Below are 15,962 nucleotides of genomic sequence, written 5' to 3' on the forward strand. Positions count from 1 at the left end.
AGGCTGGGGCGTAGACATGTGCCCCAGCCATCTCGGCGGCCATGTGCCCCGTTGGCTATGAGTACGCGCAGCCGGACGGGCCAGCCACGGCAGCATGATGTTGTCGGTGCTGGGGTCAGCCCATCCATGGTGCAGGCAGTGGCAGACCTCCGAGAAGTGGTCACCGAAGTCGTCGGTGAGGTCCCGCACCCCTGAGTTGGCGGATATGGCCCGTGCCGGGGCGGCGATCAGTACCGTCGACCAGACCAGCGGCGAGAAGGCCGAGGCCGAACTTCCATCGTCCCGAGCGCAGGACGACAGTTGTCAGTTCTTGCTCTGAGTCCTGGCCAGGCGGCGTGCCTTGGCGCGGCGTTCTGGTGCGGCCGGGTCCTCCACCGCGCCGGGGCGTGGGCCGTTGTGGTGCACGGCGCGGTCGCGGAGGGCCTTCGTGAGCTGAGTGAAGGGCTTGGCATCCGGCCCGACGTCGATCTGGAAGTGGCACGCGGCGGCGGGGGAGAGGTCCGCGCCCCAGCGCACCACGCCGCCGCAGTCGGCCAGGATGTCGCGGACGATCGCCTCCTGGTGCGGCCACAGGCCGTCGCCCGCCCCGAGCAGCGCGATCGCGCTGCCTGAGAGGTAATTCGACTCGTACGCGGCCCGCACGGCGCGGTCGGTGCGATGTCCCAGGGCGTCCCGGGAGCTGTGCAGCGGCACCACCTCGTAGTGCCAGCGTCTCGCCACGTGCAGGAGCACCGCCGACGCATCGCGGTGCAGCCGCACGGTGGCAGGGGAGCCCTCGACGCGGAACGAGTCGACGGCATCCGGGTCGATGGCCCAGCCGTTGTCGCTGCGCCGTGCGGTCCACTTGGTCTCGGCCGAGGGTTCGGCCCCGGGCGCGGCCGCGGCCGCGGGTCCGGTGAGGACGCCGTTCAGCGTGGGGCCCGCGCCCAGAGCGCCGGCGGAAAGGAGTACGGCTCGTCGTGTCAGTGTCATGTCATATGCCCTTCTCGGCATCGGCGCGTTCCTCGAGTTCCCACGCGTACGCGAGCACGAAACTGCTGAGCTTGGCCGGGTCGATGTTGCCCGGACGGTCCTCCGAGCCGAGGCCGAAGCCGCCGCTCAGGTACCACGATCCCCCGATCGCTTCGACAGCCGAGTTCTCACCGAGGAGCATGTTCCTCGCGAGGACCTGCGTCTTCGTGCTGTCGCTGTCGAAACGCTCGCCGTAGAACAGCGAGTAGCGCCGCTGGCAGACCCGGTCGCCGGCTGCCGGACTGTCGGTGCCGTAGTAGCGGGCGATCGCCCTGGGGAGACTGAGCTCCTCCGCCCTCATGAGCCGCATGATGTTGAACGCGTCGGCGTCCTGAACCCAGTCCACGTTCGCGAACTTGGATACGGTGTCACGTCTTCCGAGGTAGTCCTGGGCGTAGAGCATGGGGTTCGGGTACTGCTCCTTGGCTTCGCGCCATTGTTCGTAGAACGACGCGAGGTCACCGGCCCAGCCACCGATGTCCCCCGCCGTCACGAGGTCGGTTGTCGAGGGGTACTTCAGGCACATCTCCAGGGTCGCCATGAGGTGCTCCGTACCGATGGGGGACCCGGTCACCGGATCGGTGAAGTCCCTCCTGGCGGCGAGGGTCAGCCCCTGCTCCGCCAGATGAGCTATCCAGCCCTCGTCGACTCCTGACTCCAGGAGCACCCTCCAGGAGGAGGAGTTGTACTTGTCCTTCCGGAAGAACATACAGACGAGTTTCACGGGGTCGATTCCCGCGTCGTATTCCAGGGCGGCTGTGGTCAGACGCTCGATGAGGCCGATGAAATCCTGTGCGGGTGACCCGGTGGGATTCAGGACGGACGTGCCCCGGTCGGAGAAGCGGCGCCACACATTCCGGTCGATCTCCCACGCTTCGCCGAAACTGCCGCTGCCGTAGCTGAACGTGCCGTTGCGGATCTGGTTGAACGACCAGTTCGCGGGCAGCGGGTATCCGAGGTTGCCGGAGAAGCCCCAGGAGAGGCCGGACACGAACGACCAAGTGGCACCGACGCGGTGGGTGACGTTGATGCACACGTTCCGGGAGCCGTAGACGCCGTAGGTGTAGCGGTTCGTCCGGCCCAGGGCCGCGCGCACGCCACGGAAGTAGTCGAGGACCGCATCCATGTCCGCCCCCGTCGCGTCGAAGTCCACGGCGAAGTAGATGCAGGTGCCCTGGCCGAAGCCGAACTCCCGAGCCCTGTCCTCGGCCACCGAGCCCTGCTCGAATCCCTTGTCGTAGGTGAAGTTGGCCTTGACCGTGCCGTTCCACTGGAAGATCGGGAACACGCTCAGGCCGCCGCGGATGATGTCGCTCAGCTCGGCACTGGTGAGCGCTTTCCCCAGGTAGTGCTCATCGCCCGGGTCGAGATGTTCGTCGAGGTAACGGCCCACGATCTGGATCCCGGCGTCACTGAGCGCCCGCGCCCGGGCGAGGGTGAGTGGGGCTGCCTGGTCGCTCGCGGTGGTGGTGCGGTATTCGTTGCCGGTGGAGACGAGGAGCTGCGCCCAGGTGTCGAAGTCCGACTTGCCGGTCACGGTGATCTGGCTGAACCTCTGGAAGGCCCGGACGAAAATCTCCGTCAGGTCGATGTAGTCGCTGCGGATACGCGTCGTGGTCTCCTCCTCGCCGTCGACGACCGGAGAGTTGAAGACGCACAGGGCCGTGAACAAGTGGACCAGGTTGCCCTTGCTGCCCACGCCGAGCGCCGGCTGCTCCTTGAGCTTCGCCTTGGTGTTCGAGCCGAAGTACCCGCCGATCTCCGACCGTGGGATGCCGATCTCGAACTGGAGGGCCTTCATCACGGCCTGCTGCACATCACGCGAGTAGACGCCGTCGCACGGAGCGAGGTCCATGGTGGTGATGTCCTCGCCGTACACGTAGACCTGGTTCAGATGCTGCTGGAACTTCCGGATCTCCTCCGTGCCGCCGGACACGCGCCGGAACTGGTCCATGCGCATGAGCGCCTTGATGAACTGCACAAGGAGCCTGGTGGGGATGTTGGAGATGGTGGCAGCCGACGCCAACCCGGCGTCGCCGATCAGCTCGTTCATCGAATCGGTGGTCGTCGCGGTCCACTGACTTGCCGGTGAGGCGCCGCGGTACCCCTTGCACCACAGCGCGTAGTTGATGATGCTGACCAGATTGGCGTTGGTCTCGGAGGGACGGATGCCGCCGCGCGCCTCGAGCTTGCTGAACGTGCCGGGGCCGAAGTTCCGCACGGTCGGCGAGATCCCCAGTTCGTGCTGGAGGCCCTGGGTGAGGCTGAGTACCGTCTCCCATCCGGTGCTGCCGTCCGGGGTGCAGCGGACGTAGCCCTCGGCCACGCCCTCGTAGGTCGCGTTCACCCATTGCTGAGCCGCGAGCACATTGGGATCTTCCATGCGATATGTCCCCCATCGGGTTCGTTCCGAGACCAGAGGGGCGCGCACGACACCCCGCTGTCAGACCGTCACTCATGAGGGGGGCTTGGGGAACCTCGAAGATTGCAGGGTCCCCTCGGCGTCACTATCGGCAATCCTGTGCGCTGCAAGCACAGCACCCGACTGATCCGATACAAGGGAGACACATGAACAGCAGACGGTGGAAGCTGGGTCTCGTCGCGTTGAGCGCGACGATCGCGACCGTACTTCCCATGAGCTCGGCGCAGGCGGCCTACGCGAGCAACTCCGGTTCCTACGGGACCACGTTCGTCGACGGCGCGGGCGCCCTCACCGACGACTTCGGCGACCACTTCGAGGAACTCGGCAACTCGCTGTGCTACGGCTGCGGGGAGTCGTCGAACACCGACATCGTCGTGCTCTGGCAGGCCATCCTGGTCGCCGAGCACTACCTGGACTTCCATGAGGCCGACGGGACCTTCGGGCCCAAGACCAAGGCGGCCACCATCGAGTGGCAGCAGAGTCGCGGGCTCACCGCCGACGGCATGGTCGGGGACGCCACCTGGAGTAAGGCCGACGACCGGCTCGTCTGGGTCGGCTCGACCGTGCGCTACAAGAGCGCCGGCCTCTTCGGGTTCGTAGAGCTCCATCGGGGCGACACCACCAAGTCCCAGGACGGCGGCGCCTACCACTTCCACAAGGTCATGCAGGGCGACGGCGTCCATGTCTACGACAGCACCGGCACCCGCATCTTCCACCGGGTCAAGACCATCAGCCACTAGCGTCCCGCCCCGGTACTTCCTAGGAGGTGGTCCGTCTGGCGGTGGCCCAGGTGGTCAGCCGCCGGCGTCAGGTGTCAGGCCTCCTCCGCCTTGCGGGTCTGCGGGCCGACGGATCCGTCGGCGTCCAGACCCGCCCGCTTCTGGAAGGTGATGACAGCTCCGTGAGTCATGGGGCCGAAGTCGCCATCTACTTCGCCGACTTCGGTGATGCCGTGCAGGTGCCGCAGCAGGGCACTGGAGTTCACGGACCTGGGTGCCGCCGTCGCCGCGCTTGATGGTGAATTCCCATGTCCCGTTCTCGCCCACCGTGTAGCCGCGGCCGTACTTCTCGTCCTCGTACACCGTGGGCTTCTCGCAGGTGGGCGGTGCGGACGCGGCGGCTGGGGCCTCGTCCCAGAGGGCGTGGGCCACGGTCGTGGCGCTCAGCAGGACGCCGCCACGAGCGCGCCGACCAGTGCGGGGCGTCGCCGGGGGCGAAGGCGTGGCAGTTCCTGCGCGGTGGGACGCTCGGCGTGGTTCGCGGCCAGGCAGTCCTCGGGGGTCGCGAACGGAGGCGCGTACGCGTGCGTGCCCTTGAGTTCGGCGGCCACGTTGCAGTCGGCAAGCCGCGACCGAGCCTCCTCCGGCCGTTCGGCCGGTGGATATGTGGCCCCCTTCCGTATCACCACGGCCGCCAACAAGGACAGCGCCAGGACCTGGGACCCGTCGGGTCACCAGGGGGCGTACCGGAAGATCCGGGGCAGGGGACAGCGGCGTCGGAGAGCCTGCTGCTTCACGGCGACGCGCCGAAGCCGGCCTGTGCGGAAGCCGGCTATGTCGCCGTCTGCGGTGGCGGGGCGTACTCGGTGAGCAGGAGGGCGATGTCGTCCGCCCTGTCGGCGGAACGGCGGGCGTTCCGCAGCAGCGCGTCGGCCAGATCCTCCAGGCGGCCCCCGCCCATGCGGGCCAGTGACGCCCGGAGCCGGTCGATGTCGGAATCGATGTCCGAGTCACGCCTCTCGATCAGTCCGTCCGTGTACAAGGCCAGGACCGACCCGGGTACGAGGTGCAGCTCCGACTCCGGAAAGTGTGCCGCTGTGTCGATGCCGAGCAGAGGGCCGCCGGGCACATCCAGGATTTCGGCCTGCCCGTCGGGCAGGCGCAGCAAGGGCGGGACGTGGCCGGCACGGACGATGCGCACGACTCCCGAGCGAGGATGGAGGCGGGCGTAGCAGCAGCTTGCGAGTAGCGCCGGGTCGAGGTCCATATGGAGCCGGTTGGTGTTGGCGACGACGTCGCTCGGCCGGTGGCCGGCGGTGGCGAAGGCTCGCACCGCGCTGCGCAGCTGGCCCATGGCGGCCGCGGCGGCCACGTTGTGCCCCTCGACGTCCCCGACGATCAGCGCGACCTCGTCGCCGGTGGGGATGACGTCATACCAGTCGCCGCCGATGTCCATCCCTCGGGTGCCCGGAAGATAGCGCCCGGTGACACCAAGGCCCGGCAGCGTGGGCAGCCGGTGCGGCAGCAGCGCGTTCTGCAGGCCGCGGGCGAGGGCGAATTCGGCGTCGTAGAGCCTGGCGCGTTCCAGGGCCTGGGCGATCAGACCGCCCAGCGCGGTGAGGACTCCGCGCTCCTCGTCGGGAAATCGGTGGACGTCGTTGAAGCCGAGCAGGCAGACGCCGACCGGGCGGTTCGAGGCGATCAAGGGCAAGAACGCCCAGGAGTTGGACTGACTGACCATGATCCCGGGGTAGGTCTCGAGAAGCTCCTCACGGGACTCGACGAACAACGGGGCCCCGGAGGTCAGCGCGTCTGTCACGGGCAGCCGGGCATGCAGCGGAGTGCCTTCGAACCGGGCGAGAAAGCGCTTCGAGTAGCCGCGCTGATCGAGCAGGCGCAGGCGCCCCTCCTCCACCACGGCGATGGCCAGCTTCTGGCCTCCGAAAGCGGGCAGCAGCTGCTCGGCGACGGCCTCGAACACCTCGTGCGCGGTGACCGCCTCGGTGAGCGCGCTGCCCAGGGTGAGCACCCGGTAGAGGGAACCCACGCGCGGGGCCGCGGGCGGAGGCGACCAGGAGACGGGCGGCCTCCCTTCCGCGAGGGCTGCCCCGGGTCCGGTGTCGGCCGGTACGGGCTGTCGCACGGGTGCCGCCCACCCCGTCATGCCCTGGGCGCCCGGGTGGAGGGAGAAGACCAGCCATGTGGCCGGTGGGCGGCGGACCAGGAAGGAGACCGGTTGCTGGGAGACCAGGGCGGCCCGGTAGCGGTCCTCGTACACGGGATCGGCCAGCCAGGGCAGGACGTCCCAGGGGCGTCGGCCGAGCAGTTCGTCCTGGCGGACCCCCAGCAGATTCTCCATGCTGTGGTTGGCGTAGGCGAGGCGTCCGTCGGGCGAGAGCGCGAAGAAGCCGTCCGCGAGCTGCTCGATCGCCGCCACGGCGGCCATGTGGCTCCCGGAGCCGAGCACGGCGCCGACCAGATGGGCCGAGGCCTGAGGGTCGTCAGAGCTCTCGGGCACCCGGCCCCACAGCTCGACGGCGTGGTGGCCTCCGCGGCCGTCCCGGATGCGCAGGCAGTGTGCCAGTACGTGGCGTTCCTGGACCGCGGCACGGGCGGCGGAGCGGAAGCCGGGCAGATCAGCGGGCTCGATCATGGCCGCCAGGGTGGCCGCCCGTCCGTCGAACTCGCGGGGCGGCATTCCGAAGATCGCGCACAGCTCGTCGTCGGCCGTGAGGGCTCCTGTGCCGAGATTCCAGTCGAACAGGCCCACCCGGATCACCGGGGCGGATGGCAGCGGGACCACTACCGGAGCCGTCCGTTCGTCGTACTCACCGAGCGCGCCGCGGGCCCGCAGTCCGGCGAGGGTGGCGCCCAGCCGGTCGGCGGCGGAGCGCAGCTTCCGGCGCTGCGCCCTCGACAGCCCTGTCCCGTCCGGCCTGGCCGTCCACACCACGGCCATGGTGCCGAAGGTCCGCTCGCCCGCCCGTACGGGGACCGATGCGGAGCCGAACGGGTAGGGCAGGGCGACCGAGAGCTGCGGGAAGCGCCGCATCGTCTCCTCCGCGCCGGCCAGATGGACCATGCGCCCGGAGCGGTACGCCTCCGCCACTGGCAGACCGCCGTTCACCGGGATCCGACGCCATCCGCTGAGCAGGGAGGGCGGCGACCCGCACGACGCGGCCACTACGAGCGAGCGGTGGTCGCCGGAGAGCAGAAACACGCTTCCGGTATGTGCTCCGGTCAGCTCCACGGCACCGACGATGGCACTGACCAGCGCGTCGTCGCGCTCGGGTGCTTCGCCGACACTTACGGCACCGAACGGGTACAAGCTCGATGGCACACCGTTGGCCGACACGTTGCCCTCGATCATCGATGGATAATTTGTTCCATTTTAGGACGGTCTGTAGCTCCCCGTGGACAGGTGCCGGGCCGGGGCGGCCGTCCAGTACCCACGGGCCTGACCGCGCTCGGGTGCCTTGGCGGTTGTCGACGGCTGGTAAGAGCCGGCCGCTGAGGACGCCGCCGACGCGGCGGTCGCGTGGCCGCTGTCCGGCGGCAGGCGCCCCTCTGCCCGAAGGTGCACGCTTTGCGCGCGCTCGTTGAGACCTCGGGAAGCCCTCTTTAGCATGCGTGCATTCCGCTGGCCGATATCCGGGCCTTCGCATGCCTCGGCAGCACCACCCCACCCGGTGAGACCGCCACTGCGCCGCCCCGGGAAGGACATCAACGACAATGCGTCGACAAGACACCCCGCTCGCCAGCTGTATCGCACTCATTTTGGTTTCCAGCGTTGCATGCTCCGGACTCGCCGAGAAATACGGTGGGAACAAAGAGCTGAGCGGTACGCGTATCACCGTGGCCGGCGCCTGGACTGGGGCCAATGGCGCGGACTCCGAAGTCGCCGGCAAGTTCGGCGTGGTGCCACTGCCCGGTACGCGGGACCACGCAGCCGGGATCCTGGGCGGCTCCAATCTCGCGATCAACGCGAACTCCCGGCACGGTGCCTCGGCGAATGATCTCCTGGCGTACCTGCCCAGTGACCGGGTCCAACGGCAGGTCCTGGCCGACGGCGGCCTGCCTCCCGTCCGGGCCGACCTCTACAGCGACCCGGCGCTCATTCGGCAGTGCCCCTATCTGCCCACCCTGCGCGAGGCCGTGCCGGCCGCGAAGCCGCGGCCCAAGTCCCCGCGTTACGACCAGGTGAATCTCGCGGTTCAGGCCGTCGTCAACGACGCCATGGCCCAGCGAGAGACACCGGAAAGCGCCATCGCCCGGTTGAAACGAGAACTTGAGGCTATGGCCCGACCTTGACCGTCAGGTCCGGCTGAGCTTCCTCGGTCAGGCCTGGTGGGCTACGGAGACGTGGTCCAGCGGGGTGCCGTCTCGGCCCAGGCGGTGTCCCAGGCGGCGAGGTTGCGGCGCTGGATGGCGCGGGCCGCGCTGGCGTACGCGGCGGCCGCGGCGGCGTGGACGCCGAGGGCGGCGATGACGGCCGAGCCCATGGCGTGGTTGCGGACCTGGTGGGGAGTCAGGGGCGGGTCGGTGACCTTTCCGTCGGTGTCGGCCCATACGCGGACGGTGCTGCCCTTGGGCAGGGCGGGCTGGACGTCGGCCTCGGCGGTGTGGGTGTCTCCGTCGGGGTCGGTGAAGCGGACGGGGGTGGGGTAGCGGGTCTTCCTCGCTTCGGCGGAGCCGGGTTCGGGGTGGCGCGGGGCGTCCTCGACGAGGACGGCTGTGGTGTGGTGGCGGGTCGCGGACTGGTGCTGGGCGGTACGGGCGTAGTGGCGGTGGGCCGCGTCGCCGGCCGCGAACATCGCGAGAGGGGTGCCCGCCGACACCGTCAGTGCCAGACCGAGGCCGATCCACGCCTGGGCCAGGTCGCTGCGGCGGCGCAGGGGGTTGCGCCGCAGGCGCCAGAACATGACCCGGGGCAGCTCCTGCGGAGGCGGCCACGGGGGCATACGACCGGGCAAGGCTCCTCCCTTCGGCGTGGACGCGGCGGATGCGGGGTGCCGACCGGATGCGGGGACGGGGGCGGCCTAGTCGGGTCGGCCGGGAGACGGGACGGACGCGCAGGCCGAGGGGTGGACGTGGGCGGACCGGAGGAGCTGGGCGGCGCCACGGACGGCCGCGGTGTGCGGGGCCGGGACCACGCGCAGGGGTGCGTGCAGGCGGCCGGTGAGGTGATAGGTGATGTCGGGACGCAGCGCGCCCCCGCCGGCCAGGAGGACGCCGTGGTGCAGGGCGTCGACGGTGAGGGAGGTGCGGTCCTGGCGCAGCATCCCGGTCAGCATCGTGCCCACCGCCTCGACGAGTTGCTCCGCCGACGTCGGGTCGTCCAGGTCGTTCGTGCCGACGGCCGCGTGGTGGGCGTCGGTCACGGCGCCGTCGCTCAGCAGGACCGCCTCGGTGAGCTGGGCGCCGATGTCCACCACCAGCAGCGGACGGGACAGGTCCGCGCCGGCGGCCACGGCGACACCGCGCGCGCTGGGCACGGTCAGCACACCGCACGGCTCCAGCACCTCCACGGCGGCACGCGCCCGGGCGCGGTAGGCGACGCCGTCCAGGGCGGGAGTCGTGACGATGACCAGGGGACGGGTGGAGCGCGGCAGACGATGGACGAGCAGCCTTTCCAGCATCCGACCGCACCCCTCGGCGTCGACGATGGTCCCGCGCCGGACGGGGTACACCGCGCCGGTCCCGGGGAAGGCGACGGTCGGCACGTCGACGACCACGCCCTTGCCGGCGATCCAGGCGCGGGTACGGGCACTGCCCATGTCAACCGCGATGCCGCAGCAGCGCCGGCACGCCGGCCAGGGCCAGGGCCAGGGCCGGTGCCGGGCGACGGCGGTGCGCGGCAGGGGGGTGCCGGTCATCGCCCCGCCTCCTTGACCTGCTGGCAGCGGGCGCAGTACCGGGCCTGCGGCACGATCATCAGACGCTCCCGGTCGACGGGGCGCCGGCACAGGTGGCAGGCGCCGTAGCCACCCTCGTTCATCCGCGTGAGGGCCGCTTCGACATCGGCGAGGACCATGCGGGCGGACGCGACGAGCTTGACGTGGACCTCGATCTGCGAGGCGGCCCGCCGCCGGACCCGGTCGTCCGCCCGGGAGGTGTCCGGCCCGGTGAGACGGCGCAGTTGCTCCTGGCGGAACAGCCGCTGCTCGTGCAGGTTCTCGCGCAGCGCGGCGAGGTCCTCGGCCGACAGTTGCGTCGTGCTCTCGTCGATGGTCTGGTGGTTCACCACGTCACCCCTTTTGAGGCAGGGCGTAGGAGGTCGGTACGGACGATTCTCAGACGGCGCGACGCTGGCAGGCGACGCAGTGACGGGCGTACGGCAGGATCTCCAGCCGCTCCGCCGGGACGGGCTTGGCGCAGCCCGCGCAGGTTCCGTAGGTGCCGTCCTCGATGCGGGCGAAGGCGTCCTCGATCTCCTTCAGGACCCGCTTCATCGCCGTCAGCTGCGCGGACCGGAGCGGATCGTCCGCGCTGTGCCCGCTCTCGCCGAGGGCGTGCAGCTGCGCCAGCCGGGAGACACGGGCGTGTTCCAGGCGCTGACGGGCCTCGTGCAGCGGCGGTTCGGCCCGGGTGACATCGAGCGACATGATTCGGTGCCCTTCTCGTCTCGGCGGGGGTGGACGTCCGTCCTCCACCCCGGTGCCCTCCACCCTGGCCGGACGCGCCGCGGACACCTATCGGTCGCGGACTCCATTTCCCCCGGGGCAGGGGACCCATACGGCCGCCCCATGGGTGGCGGGCGTACGGGGAAATGGGGGTCAGCGCCCATCGACGGCGCGCTCGGGACGAGGCAGCCTGGCCCCAGGTCAGTCACGCATCCCGGAGTCGCACACGCCGTGGGCCGCCTGATGGCCGACAGTGGAGGTGAACCGAGGTGGTGGAAGGGCAGGCGTGCGGCCGGTGTCGTTGTTCTGGCGGATCTTCGCCCTGAACGCCGTGGTGCTGGGCCTGGCCACGGCACTGCTGCTGTGGGCCCCCGTGACCGTGTCCGTGCCGGTCCTGCTCACCGAGGCGGTCATCCTGGTCGCCGGTCTCGCCGTCATGCTCGTCGCCAACGCCGCGCTGCTGCGCCTCGGCCTGGCCCCGCTGGACCGGCTGACCAGGCTGATGACCACCGTGGACCTGCTGCGCCCCGGCCAGCGTCTGCCCGCCGCCGGCGGCCGTGAGGTCGCCGAGCTGATCCGTACGTTCAACGCGATGCTGGAGCGGCTCGAACAGGAGCGGGCCACCAGCAGCGCCCGGGCCCTGCTGGCCCAGGAGGCCGAACGCCGCCGCATCGCGCAGGAACTGCACGACGAGGTCGGCCAGACCATGACCGCGATCCTGCTCGGCCTCAAGCGCGCGGCGGACGACGCGCCGGAGCCGCTGCGCAAGGACCTGCACGAAGTGCAGGAGATCACCCGGGAGAGCCTGGACGAGGTCCGTCGCCTGGTCCGCCGGCTGCGGCCCGGCGTGCTGGACGACCTGGGCCTGATCAGCGCGCTGACCTCGCTCACCGAGGACTTCGCCACCCACACCGGGCTGCGGATCACCCGCCGTTTCGATACCGACCTGCCCGCCCTGGCACCGGAGACGGAACTGGTCCTCTACCGCGTCGCCCAGGAGTCGCTGACCAACGCCGCCCGGCACGCGGACGCCGCACACGTCACCGTGGCCCTGCGCCACACCGACGACAGCGCGGAGCTGACCGTCACCGACGACGGCCGTGGGGTCGAGGCCGCCCGTGAGGGCGCCGGCATCCGCGGCATGCGGGAGCGGGCCCTGCTCATCGGAGGCGGCCTGGAGATCGCCCCCGCGCCCGGGACCGGCACCCGTGTCCAGCTCACCGCGCCCGTATCCAGGAAGCACTGACCATGCCCGAGACGACCACCACCGCCGCGGCGGGGACGAACACGATCCGCATCCTGCTCGCCGACGACCACGCGCTGGTCCGCCGCGGTGTGCGGCTCATCCTCGACCAGGAACCCGACCTCCAGGTGGTCGCGGAAGCCGGGGACGGGGCGGAGGCCATCGAACTGGCCCGCGCCCACGACGTCGACCTGGCCGTGCTGGACATCGCGATGCCCCGCCTGACCGGACTCCAGGCAGCCCGTGAACTGGCCGCCTTCAAGCCCGGGCTGCGGATCCTGATGCTCACCATGCACGACAACGAGCAGTACTTCTTCCAGGCCCTGAAGGCCGGCGCGAGCGGCTATGTGCTGAAGTCCGTCGCCGACCGGGACCTGGTCGAGGCCTGCCGGGCCGCGATGCGGGACGAGCCGTTCCTGTACCCCGGCGCGGTCACCGCGCTGATCCGCAACTACCTCGACCGGGCCCGCCACGGCCAGGAGACCCCCGACCAGATCCTCACCCCCCGGGAGGAGGAGGTCCTCAAGCTGGTCGCCGAGGGCCACTCGTCCAAGGAGATCGCCGACCTGCTCTTCATCAGCATCAAGACCGTCCAGCGCCACCGCGCCAACCTCCTGCACAAACTCGGCCTGCGCGACCGCCTCGACCTCACCCGCTACGCCATCCGCGCCGGCCTGATCGAACCCTGACCGCATGCCCGACGCCGCGCCCATCGCCCCCGGGACCAACGGCACCGCGCCGCAGGTGCGACATACCCCCGCCGTAGCACTGCTGGCAGCCGTCCTCCTGGCACTGCTGACCACCCTCGGCGCCGCCGCCCCGCCGGTCGTCGGCGCACCCGTGGCGGCGGCACAGCACCGGGACGACGGGCCGCGCGCCGACGACGGCTGCGACGCCGCCTGCGCCGTCCGGGCCGCAACCCGCAACGACCCGCCCAGCGAACACCCGGCCCCACGCGTCCCCCTCCTCGCCCCTGGCCAGGACACCGACACCGCCGCCCCTGCCCAGGGCGTACGGCCCCCGGCCACGACACCCCACTCGCCGTCCTCACAGCCCCACACGGCCCACGACCGCGGGCGGGCGCCCCCGGTGTCCTCCGGCACCTGACGCCCCTCTCCCCGTCCCGTCCCTCTCGCCCCGCGGCGGCCCGCGCCGGCCGCCGCGGTGGTGTGCCTGCCGGAGGCTCCGTTGAACCGTTCCCTGCGCGTGCGGGCGCTGCTCGCCCTCGCCGTGCTCGCCGTGTCCCTGTACATCGCCGTCACCGTCCCGGTCCGGCTCGGACTCGACCTACGAGGCGGTACGCAGATCGTCCTCGAGACCCGCTCCACCGCCACCGCCGAAGCCGACAGCGAGGCCACCGACCGCAGCCTGGAGGTGCTGCGCGGCCGCATCGACGCACTCGGCGTCGCCGAACCCACCCTCGTCCGCTCCGGCGAGAACCGGATCGTCGTCGAACTGCCCGGCGTGCAGGACCCGAAGAAGGCCGCCGACGTCCTGGGCCGTACCGCACAGCTCACCTTCCACCAGGTGCTCGGCACCGCCGACAGCGCCGACGACAGCGCCCGCCCCCTGCCGAAGCGGCCACGGGAACGCGTCCTGCCCGACGAGTCAGGCACGCCCCTGCGCCTCGGGGCCGCTGCCCTGACCGGCGAGCATGTCAAGGAGGCCGCCGCCCGGTTCGACCAGCAGGGCGCCACCGGCTGGCATGTCACCGTCGACTTCGAGGGCACCGGCCGCGACGGCTGGGCCCGGCTGACCGGTGAGGCCGCCTGCCATCCGGCGGGCGACCCGGCGCGAAGGGTCGCCATCGTCCTCGACGACAAGGTCATCTCCTCCCCGCAGGTCGACCCGTCCGTCGGCTGCGGGGCCGGCATCCGCGACGGCGCCACCCAGATCACGGGCTCCTTCGGCCCGGAGGAAGCCCGCGAGCTGTCCCTGCTCGTCAACGCCGGCGCCCTGCCCGTGCCCGTCGAAACCGTCGAACAGCGCACCGTCGGCCCCACCCTGGGCGCACAGGCCATCGCCGCCAGCGCCTGGGCCGCCGCCATCGGCACCGCGCTGACCTCGCTGTTCATCATCGCCGTCTACCGGCTGCTGGGCGGGCTCGCCGCCCTCGCCCTGGCCTGCTACGGCCTTGTCTCCTACGCCGCCCTGGCCGCCCTCGGCGCCACCCTGACCCTGCCGGGCCTGGCCGGGTTCGTGCTGGCCATCGGCATGGCCGTGGACGCCAACGTGCTGGTCTTCGAACGCGCGAGGGAGGAGTACGCGGCCCGCCGCCGCCCCAGCACCCGCTCGGCGCTCGCGGCCGGCTTCCGCAACGCCTTCAGCGCGATCACCGACTCCAACATCACCACGCTGATCGCGGCCGCCCTGCTGTTCTTCCTCGCCTCCGGGCCCGTCCGCGGCTTCGGCGTCACCCTCGGCATCGGTGTGCTCGCCGCCGTGTTCAGCGCCCTGGTGATCAGCCGCCTCCTCGCCGAGTTCGCGGCGAGCCGCCCGAGCGTGCGCCGGCGCCCCCGCCTCACCGGCATCGCCACCACCGGCGCGGTCCGCGACCGCCTGGTCCGCCGCAACCCCCAGCTGATGCGCCGGCCGCTGCGCTGGCTGGCCGCGTCCGCCGCGGTGCTGGTGCTGGCCGGCTCGGGGATCGCGGTGCGCGGGATCGACCTCGGCGTGGAGTTCACCGGTGGCCGTCTCATCGAGTACGCCACCGCCGGCCCCGTCGATCCCGACCGGGTCCGCACCGCCCTCGCCGACGCCGGACTGCCCCGCGCCGTCGTGCAGTCCTCGGGCGACTCGGGCCTGACGGTCCGCACCGGGACGTTGACCGACGCCGAAGCGGCCGAGGTCGGCGGCGCCGTGGACGACGTCGCGGGCGGCGCGGACAAGGTCCGTGACGAGCTGATCGGCCCGAGCCTCGGCAAGGAGCTGCGCCAGGGTGCGCTGATCGCGCTCGCCGTGGCCCTCGGGGCGCAGCTCGTCTACCTCACCGTGCGGTTCCGCTGGGTCTTCGGCACCGCCGCGGTCGTCGCCCTCGCCCAGGACGTGGTGATCCTGCTCGGCGTGTTCGCCTGGCTGGGCAAGCCCGTCGACGGGGTGTTCCTGGCAGCCCTGCTCACGGTGGTCGGCTACTCGGTCAACGACTCCGTCGTGCTCTTCGACCGGGTCAGGGAACTGGCCCGCAAGGCCTCCCGGGCGCCGTTCGCCGGCATCGTGAACCAGGCGATCCTGCAGACCCTGCCCCGCACCGTGAACACCGGCATGGGCGCCGCGTTCATCCTCACCGCCCTCGCCGTGCTGGGCGGCTCCTCGCTCACCGACTTCGCGCTCGCCCTGCTCATCGGCCTCGCGGTCGGCACCTGCTCCTCCGTCTGCACCGCGGCGCCCCTGGCGATCCGGCTGCACCGCCGCACCCCACCCCGCAAGCCGTCACACCGCCCCTGACCGCCGGGATCCCCCGGCAGGCGGGGCGGGTGAGGCTCGCGTCACCGCGGGGGCGTCAGCGCGACAGCCCCTCGCGGTGGTAGCCCTGGGCGAGCCTGGCCAGGGCCACCGCGCCGAGCAGCAGTCCGAAGTCGCGCAGCGCGACGTCGTAGTAGTCGGGGATGGTCAGGAGGTTGACGATGATGCCGGCGAGCCATCCGGCCACCAGCCAGCCCCCGAAGCGCGGGGCCAGAGCGACGACGAGACCCGCGACGATCTCGATGACACCGACGGCGTACATGGCCGCCTGGGCGCTGCCCGGAACGACGTCGTTGATCCACGGCGCGAGATAGCCGGGCCAGTCCACGAGGAGGTTGGCGAACTTGTCCAGTCCGAACAGGATCGGCGCCACGGTGAACCCGGTGCGCAGGATGACGAATGCCTGGTAGCGGGGGTCGGCGAGCGCGGCTCGCCGAGGCCCGGCCGACGTGGTTGTGGTGGTGGACGACATGGCGTTGTTC

General features: G+C 71.2%; 15 protein-coding genes and 1 pseudogene. 6 read left to right on the top strand and 10 right to left on the bottom strand.

All coding sequences use genetic code 11. From position 1 onward, the window contains the following. Positions 1 to 303: 303 nt before the first annotated feature. Positions 304 to 972, bottom strand: a complete 669-nt coding sequence (locus AQJ67_RS42405; protein ID WP_062725179.1) for a hypothetical protein — start codon at positions 970 to 972, stop codon at positions 304 to 306. 1 nt (position 973) lies between these two features. Continuing rightward, the gene (locus AQJ67_RS42410; protein WP_107123132.1) at positions 974 to 3,394 is read right to left on the bottom strand and encodes a glycoside hydrolase domain-containing protein; all 2,421 of its coding nucleotides are present in this window, start codon (positions 3,392 to 3,394) and stop codon (positions 974 to 976) included. A 185-nt stretch (positions 3,395 to 3,579) separates the two neighbouring features. Here AQJ67_RS42410 and AQJ67_RS42415 point away from each other — a divergent pair, with 185 nt between their 5' ends. After that, a complete protein-coding gene (locus AQJ67_RS42415; RefSeq protein ID WP_062725183.1) occupies positions 3,580 to 4,173 on the top strand; it encodes a peptidoglycan-binding domain-containing protein in 594 nt (197 codons plus the stop codon). A 74-nt stretch (positions 4,174 to 4,247) separates the two neighbouring features. On the opposite strand, the gene AQJ67_RS49990 is transcribed toward AQJ67_RS42415, so the two are convergent. From AQJ67_RS49990 to AQJ67_RS42420, 3 genes are all read right to left on the bottom strand, one after another. Continuing rightward, the gene (locus AQJ67_RS49990; protein WP_244190788.1) at positions 4,248 to 4,418 is read right to left on the bottom strand and encodes a peptidoglycan-binding domain-containing protein; all 171 of its coding nucleotides are present in this window, start codon (positions 4,416 to 4,418) and stop codon (positions 4,248 to 4,250) included. 177 nt (positions 4,419 to 4,595) lie between these two features. After that, positions 4,596 to 4,763 (bottom strand): hypothetical protein, encoded by a 168-nt coding sequence (locus AQJ67_RS49995; RefSeq protein WP_244190789.1) that lies wholly within the window; start codon positions 4,761 to 4,763, stop codon positions 4,596 to 4,598. A gap of 221 nt (positions 4,764 to 4,984) precedes the next feature. Further along, positions 4,985 to 7,522 (bottom strand): SpoIIE family protein phosphatase, encoded by a 2,538-nt coding sequence (locus AQJ67_RS42420; RefSeq protein ID WP_062725186.1) that lies wholly within the window; start codon positions 7,520 to 7,522, stop codon positions 4,985 to 4,987. A 494-nt stretch (positions 7,523 to 8,016) separates the two neighbouring features. Between AQJ67_RS42420 and AQJ67_RS42425 the strand changes: the two are divergent. Next, positions 8,017 to 8,463 (top strand): annotated as a pseudogene (locus AQJ67_RS42425) (type 2 periplasmic-binding domain-containing protein); the annotation flags it as partial. A gap of 41 nt (positions 8,464 to 8,504) precedes the next feature. Here AQJ67_RS42425 and AQJ67_RS42430 read toward each other — a convergent pair. The 4 genes from AQJ67_RS42430 to AQJ67_RS42445 form a co-directional block, all read right to left on the bottom strand. Further along, the gene (locus AQJ67_RS42430; RefSeq protein ID WP_062725190.1) at positions 8,505 to 9,113 is read right to left on the bottom strand and encodes an Rv1733c family protein; all 609 of its coding nucleotides are present in this window, start codon (positions 9,111 to 9,113) and stop codon (positions 8,505 to 8,507) included. Between the two features lie 78 nt (positions 9,114 to 9,191). Continuing rightward, on the bottom strand, positions 9,192 to 10,028 hold the full coding sequence (locus tag AQJ67_RS42435) for a rod shape-determining protein (RefSeq protein WP_062725192.1): 837 nt from the start codon (positions 10,026 to 10,028) through the stop codon (positions 9,192 to 9,194). Then, on the bottom strand, positions 10,025 to 10,399 hold the full coding sequence (locus tag AQJ67_RS42440) for a TraR/DksA family transcriptional regulator (protein WP_062725195.1): 375 nt from the start codon (positions 10,397 to 10,399) through the stop codon (positions 10,025 to 10,027). The genes AQJ67_RS42435 and AQJ67_RS42440 overlap by 4 nt, the downstream gene beginning before the upstream one ends. Positions 10,400 to 10,445: 46 nt before the next feature. Beyond that, a complete protein-coding gene (locus tag AQJ67_RS42445) occupies positions 10,446 to 10,757 on the bottom strand; it encodes a TraR/DksA C4-type zinc finger protein (protein ID WP_062725197.1) in 312 nt (103 codons plus the stop codon). Positions 10,758 to 11,070: 313 nt separating this feature from the next. On the opposite strand from AQJ67_RS42445, the gene AQJ67_RS42450 reads away from it, so the two are divergent. From AQJ67_RS42450 to secD, 4 genes are all read left to right on the top strand, one after another. Continuing rightward, the gene (locus AQJ67_RS42450; RefSeq protein WP_062725232.1) at positions 11,071 to 12,021 is read left to right on the top strand and encodes a HAMP domain-containing sensor histidine kinase; all 951 of its coding nucleotides are present in this window, start codon (positions 11,071 to 11,073) and stop codon (positions 12,019 to 12,021) included. A 2-nt stretch (positions 12,022 to 12,023) separates the two neighbouring features. After that, a complete protein-coding gene (locus AQJ67_RS42455) occupies positions 12,024 to 12,707 on the top strand; it encodes a response regulator (protein WP_062725198.1) in 684 nt (227 codons plus the stop codon). A gap of 4 nt (positions 12,708 to 12,711) precedes the next feature. After that, positions 12,712 to 13,125: a hypothetical protein gene (locus AQJ67_RS42460; RefSeq protein WP_062725200.1), complete on the top strand. Its 414-nt coding sequence runs from the start codon at positions 12,712 to 12,714 to the stop codon at positions 13,123 to 13,125. A gap of 81 nt (positions 13,126 to 13,206) precedes the next feature. Further along, positions 13,207 to 15,462 (top strand): protein translocase subunit SecD, encoded by a 2,256-nt coding sequence (gene secD, locus AQJ67_RS42465; protein ID WP_062725202.1) that lies wholly within the window; start codon positions 13,207 to 13,209, stop codon positions 15,460 to 15,462. 55 nt (positions 15,463 to 15,517) lie between these two features. On the opposite strand, the gene AQJ67_RS42470 is transcribed toward secD, so the two are convergent. After that, positions 15,518 to 15,952 (bottom strand): hypothetical protein, encoded by a 435-nt coding sequence (locus AQJ67_RS42470; protein ID WP_062725205.1) that lies wholly within the window; start codon positions 15,950 to 15,952, stop codon positions 15,518 to 15,520. Positions 15,953 to 15,962 lie beyond the last annotated feature (10 nt).

The sequence above is a fragment of the Streptomyces caeruleatus genome, assembly GCF_001514235.1.
Taxonomy (GTDB): Bacteria; Actinomycetota; Actinomycetes; order Streptomycetales; family Streptomycetaceae; genus Streptomyces; species Streptomyces caeruleatus.

Bases quoted from the DNA above. Each gene is read 5' to 3' on its own strand.
- AQJ67_RS42405 (WP_062725179.1), bottom strand. From the start codon at position 972: ATGACACTGACACGACGAGCCGTACTCCTTTCCGCCGGCGCTCTGGGC.
- AQJ67_RS42410 (WP_107123132.1), bottom strand. From the start codon at position 3,394: ATGGAAGATCCCAATGTGCTCGCGGCTCAGCAATGGGTGAACGCGACC.
- AQJ67_RS42415 (WP_062725183.1), top strand. From the start codon at position 3,580: ATGAACAGCAGACGGTGGAAGCTGGGTCTCGTCGCGTTGAGCGCGACG.
- AQJ67_RS42420 (WP_062725186.1), bottom strand. From the start codon at position 7,522: ATGATCGAGGGCAACGTGTCGGCCAACGGTGTGCCATCGAGCTTGTAC.
- AQJ67_RS42430 (WP_062725190.1), bottom strand. From the start codon at position 9,113: ATGCCCCCGTGGCCGCCTCCGCAGGAGCTGCCCCGGGTCATGTTCTGG.
- AQJ67_RS42435 (WP_062725192.1), bottom strand. From the start codon at position 10,028: ATGACCGGCACCCCCCTGCCGCGCACCGCCGTCGCCCGGCACCGGCCC.
- AQJ67_RS42445 (WP_062725197.1), bottom strand. From the start codon at position 10,757: ATGTCGCTCGATGTCACCCGGGCCGAACCGCCGCTGCACGAGGCCCGT.
- AQJ67_RS42455 (WP_062725198.1), top strand. From the start codon at position 12,024: ATGCCCGAGACGACCACCACCGCCGCGGCGGGGACGAACACGATCCGC.
- AQJ67_RS42460 (WP_062725200.1), top strand. From the start codon at position 12,712: ATGCCCGACGCCGCGCCCATCGCCCCCGGGACCAACGGCACCGCGCCG.
- AQJ67_RS42470 (WP_062725205.1), bottom strand. From the start codon at position 15,952: ATGTCGTCCACCACCACAACCACGTCGGCCGGGCCTCGGCGAGCCGCG.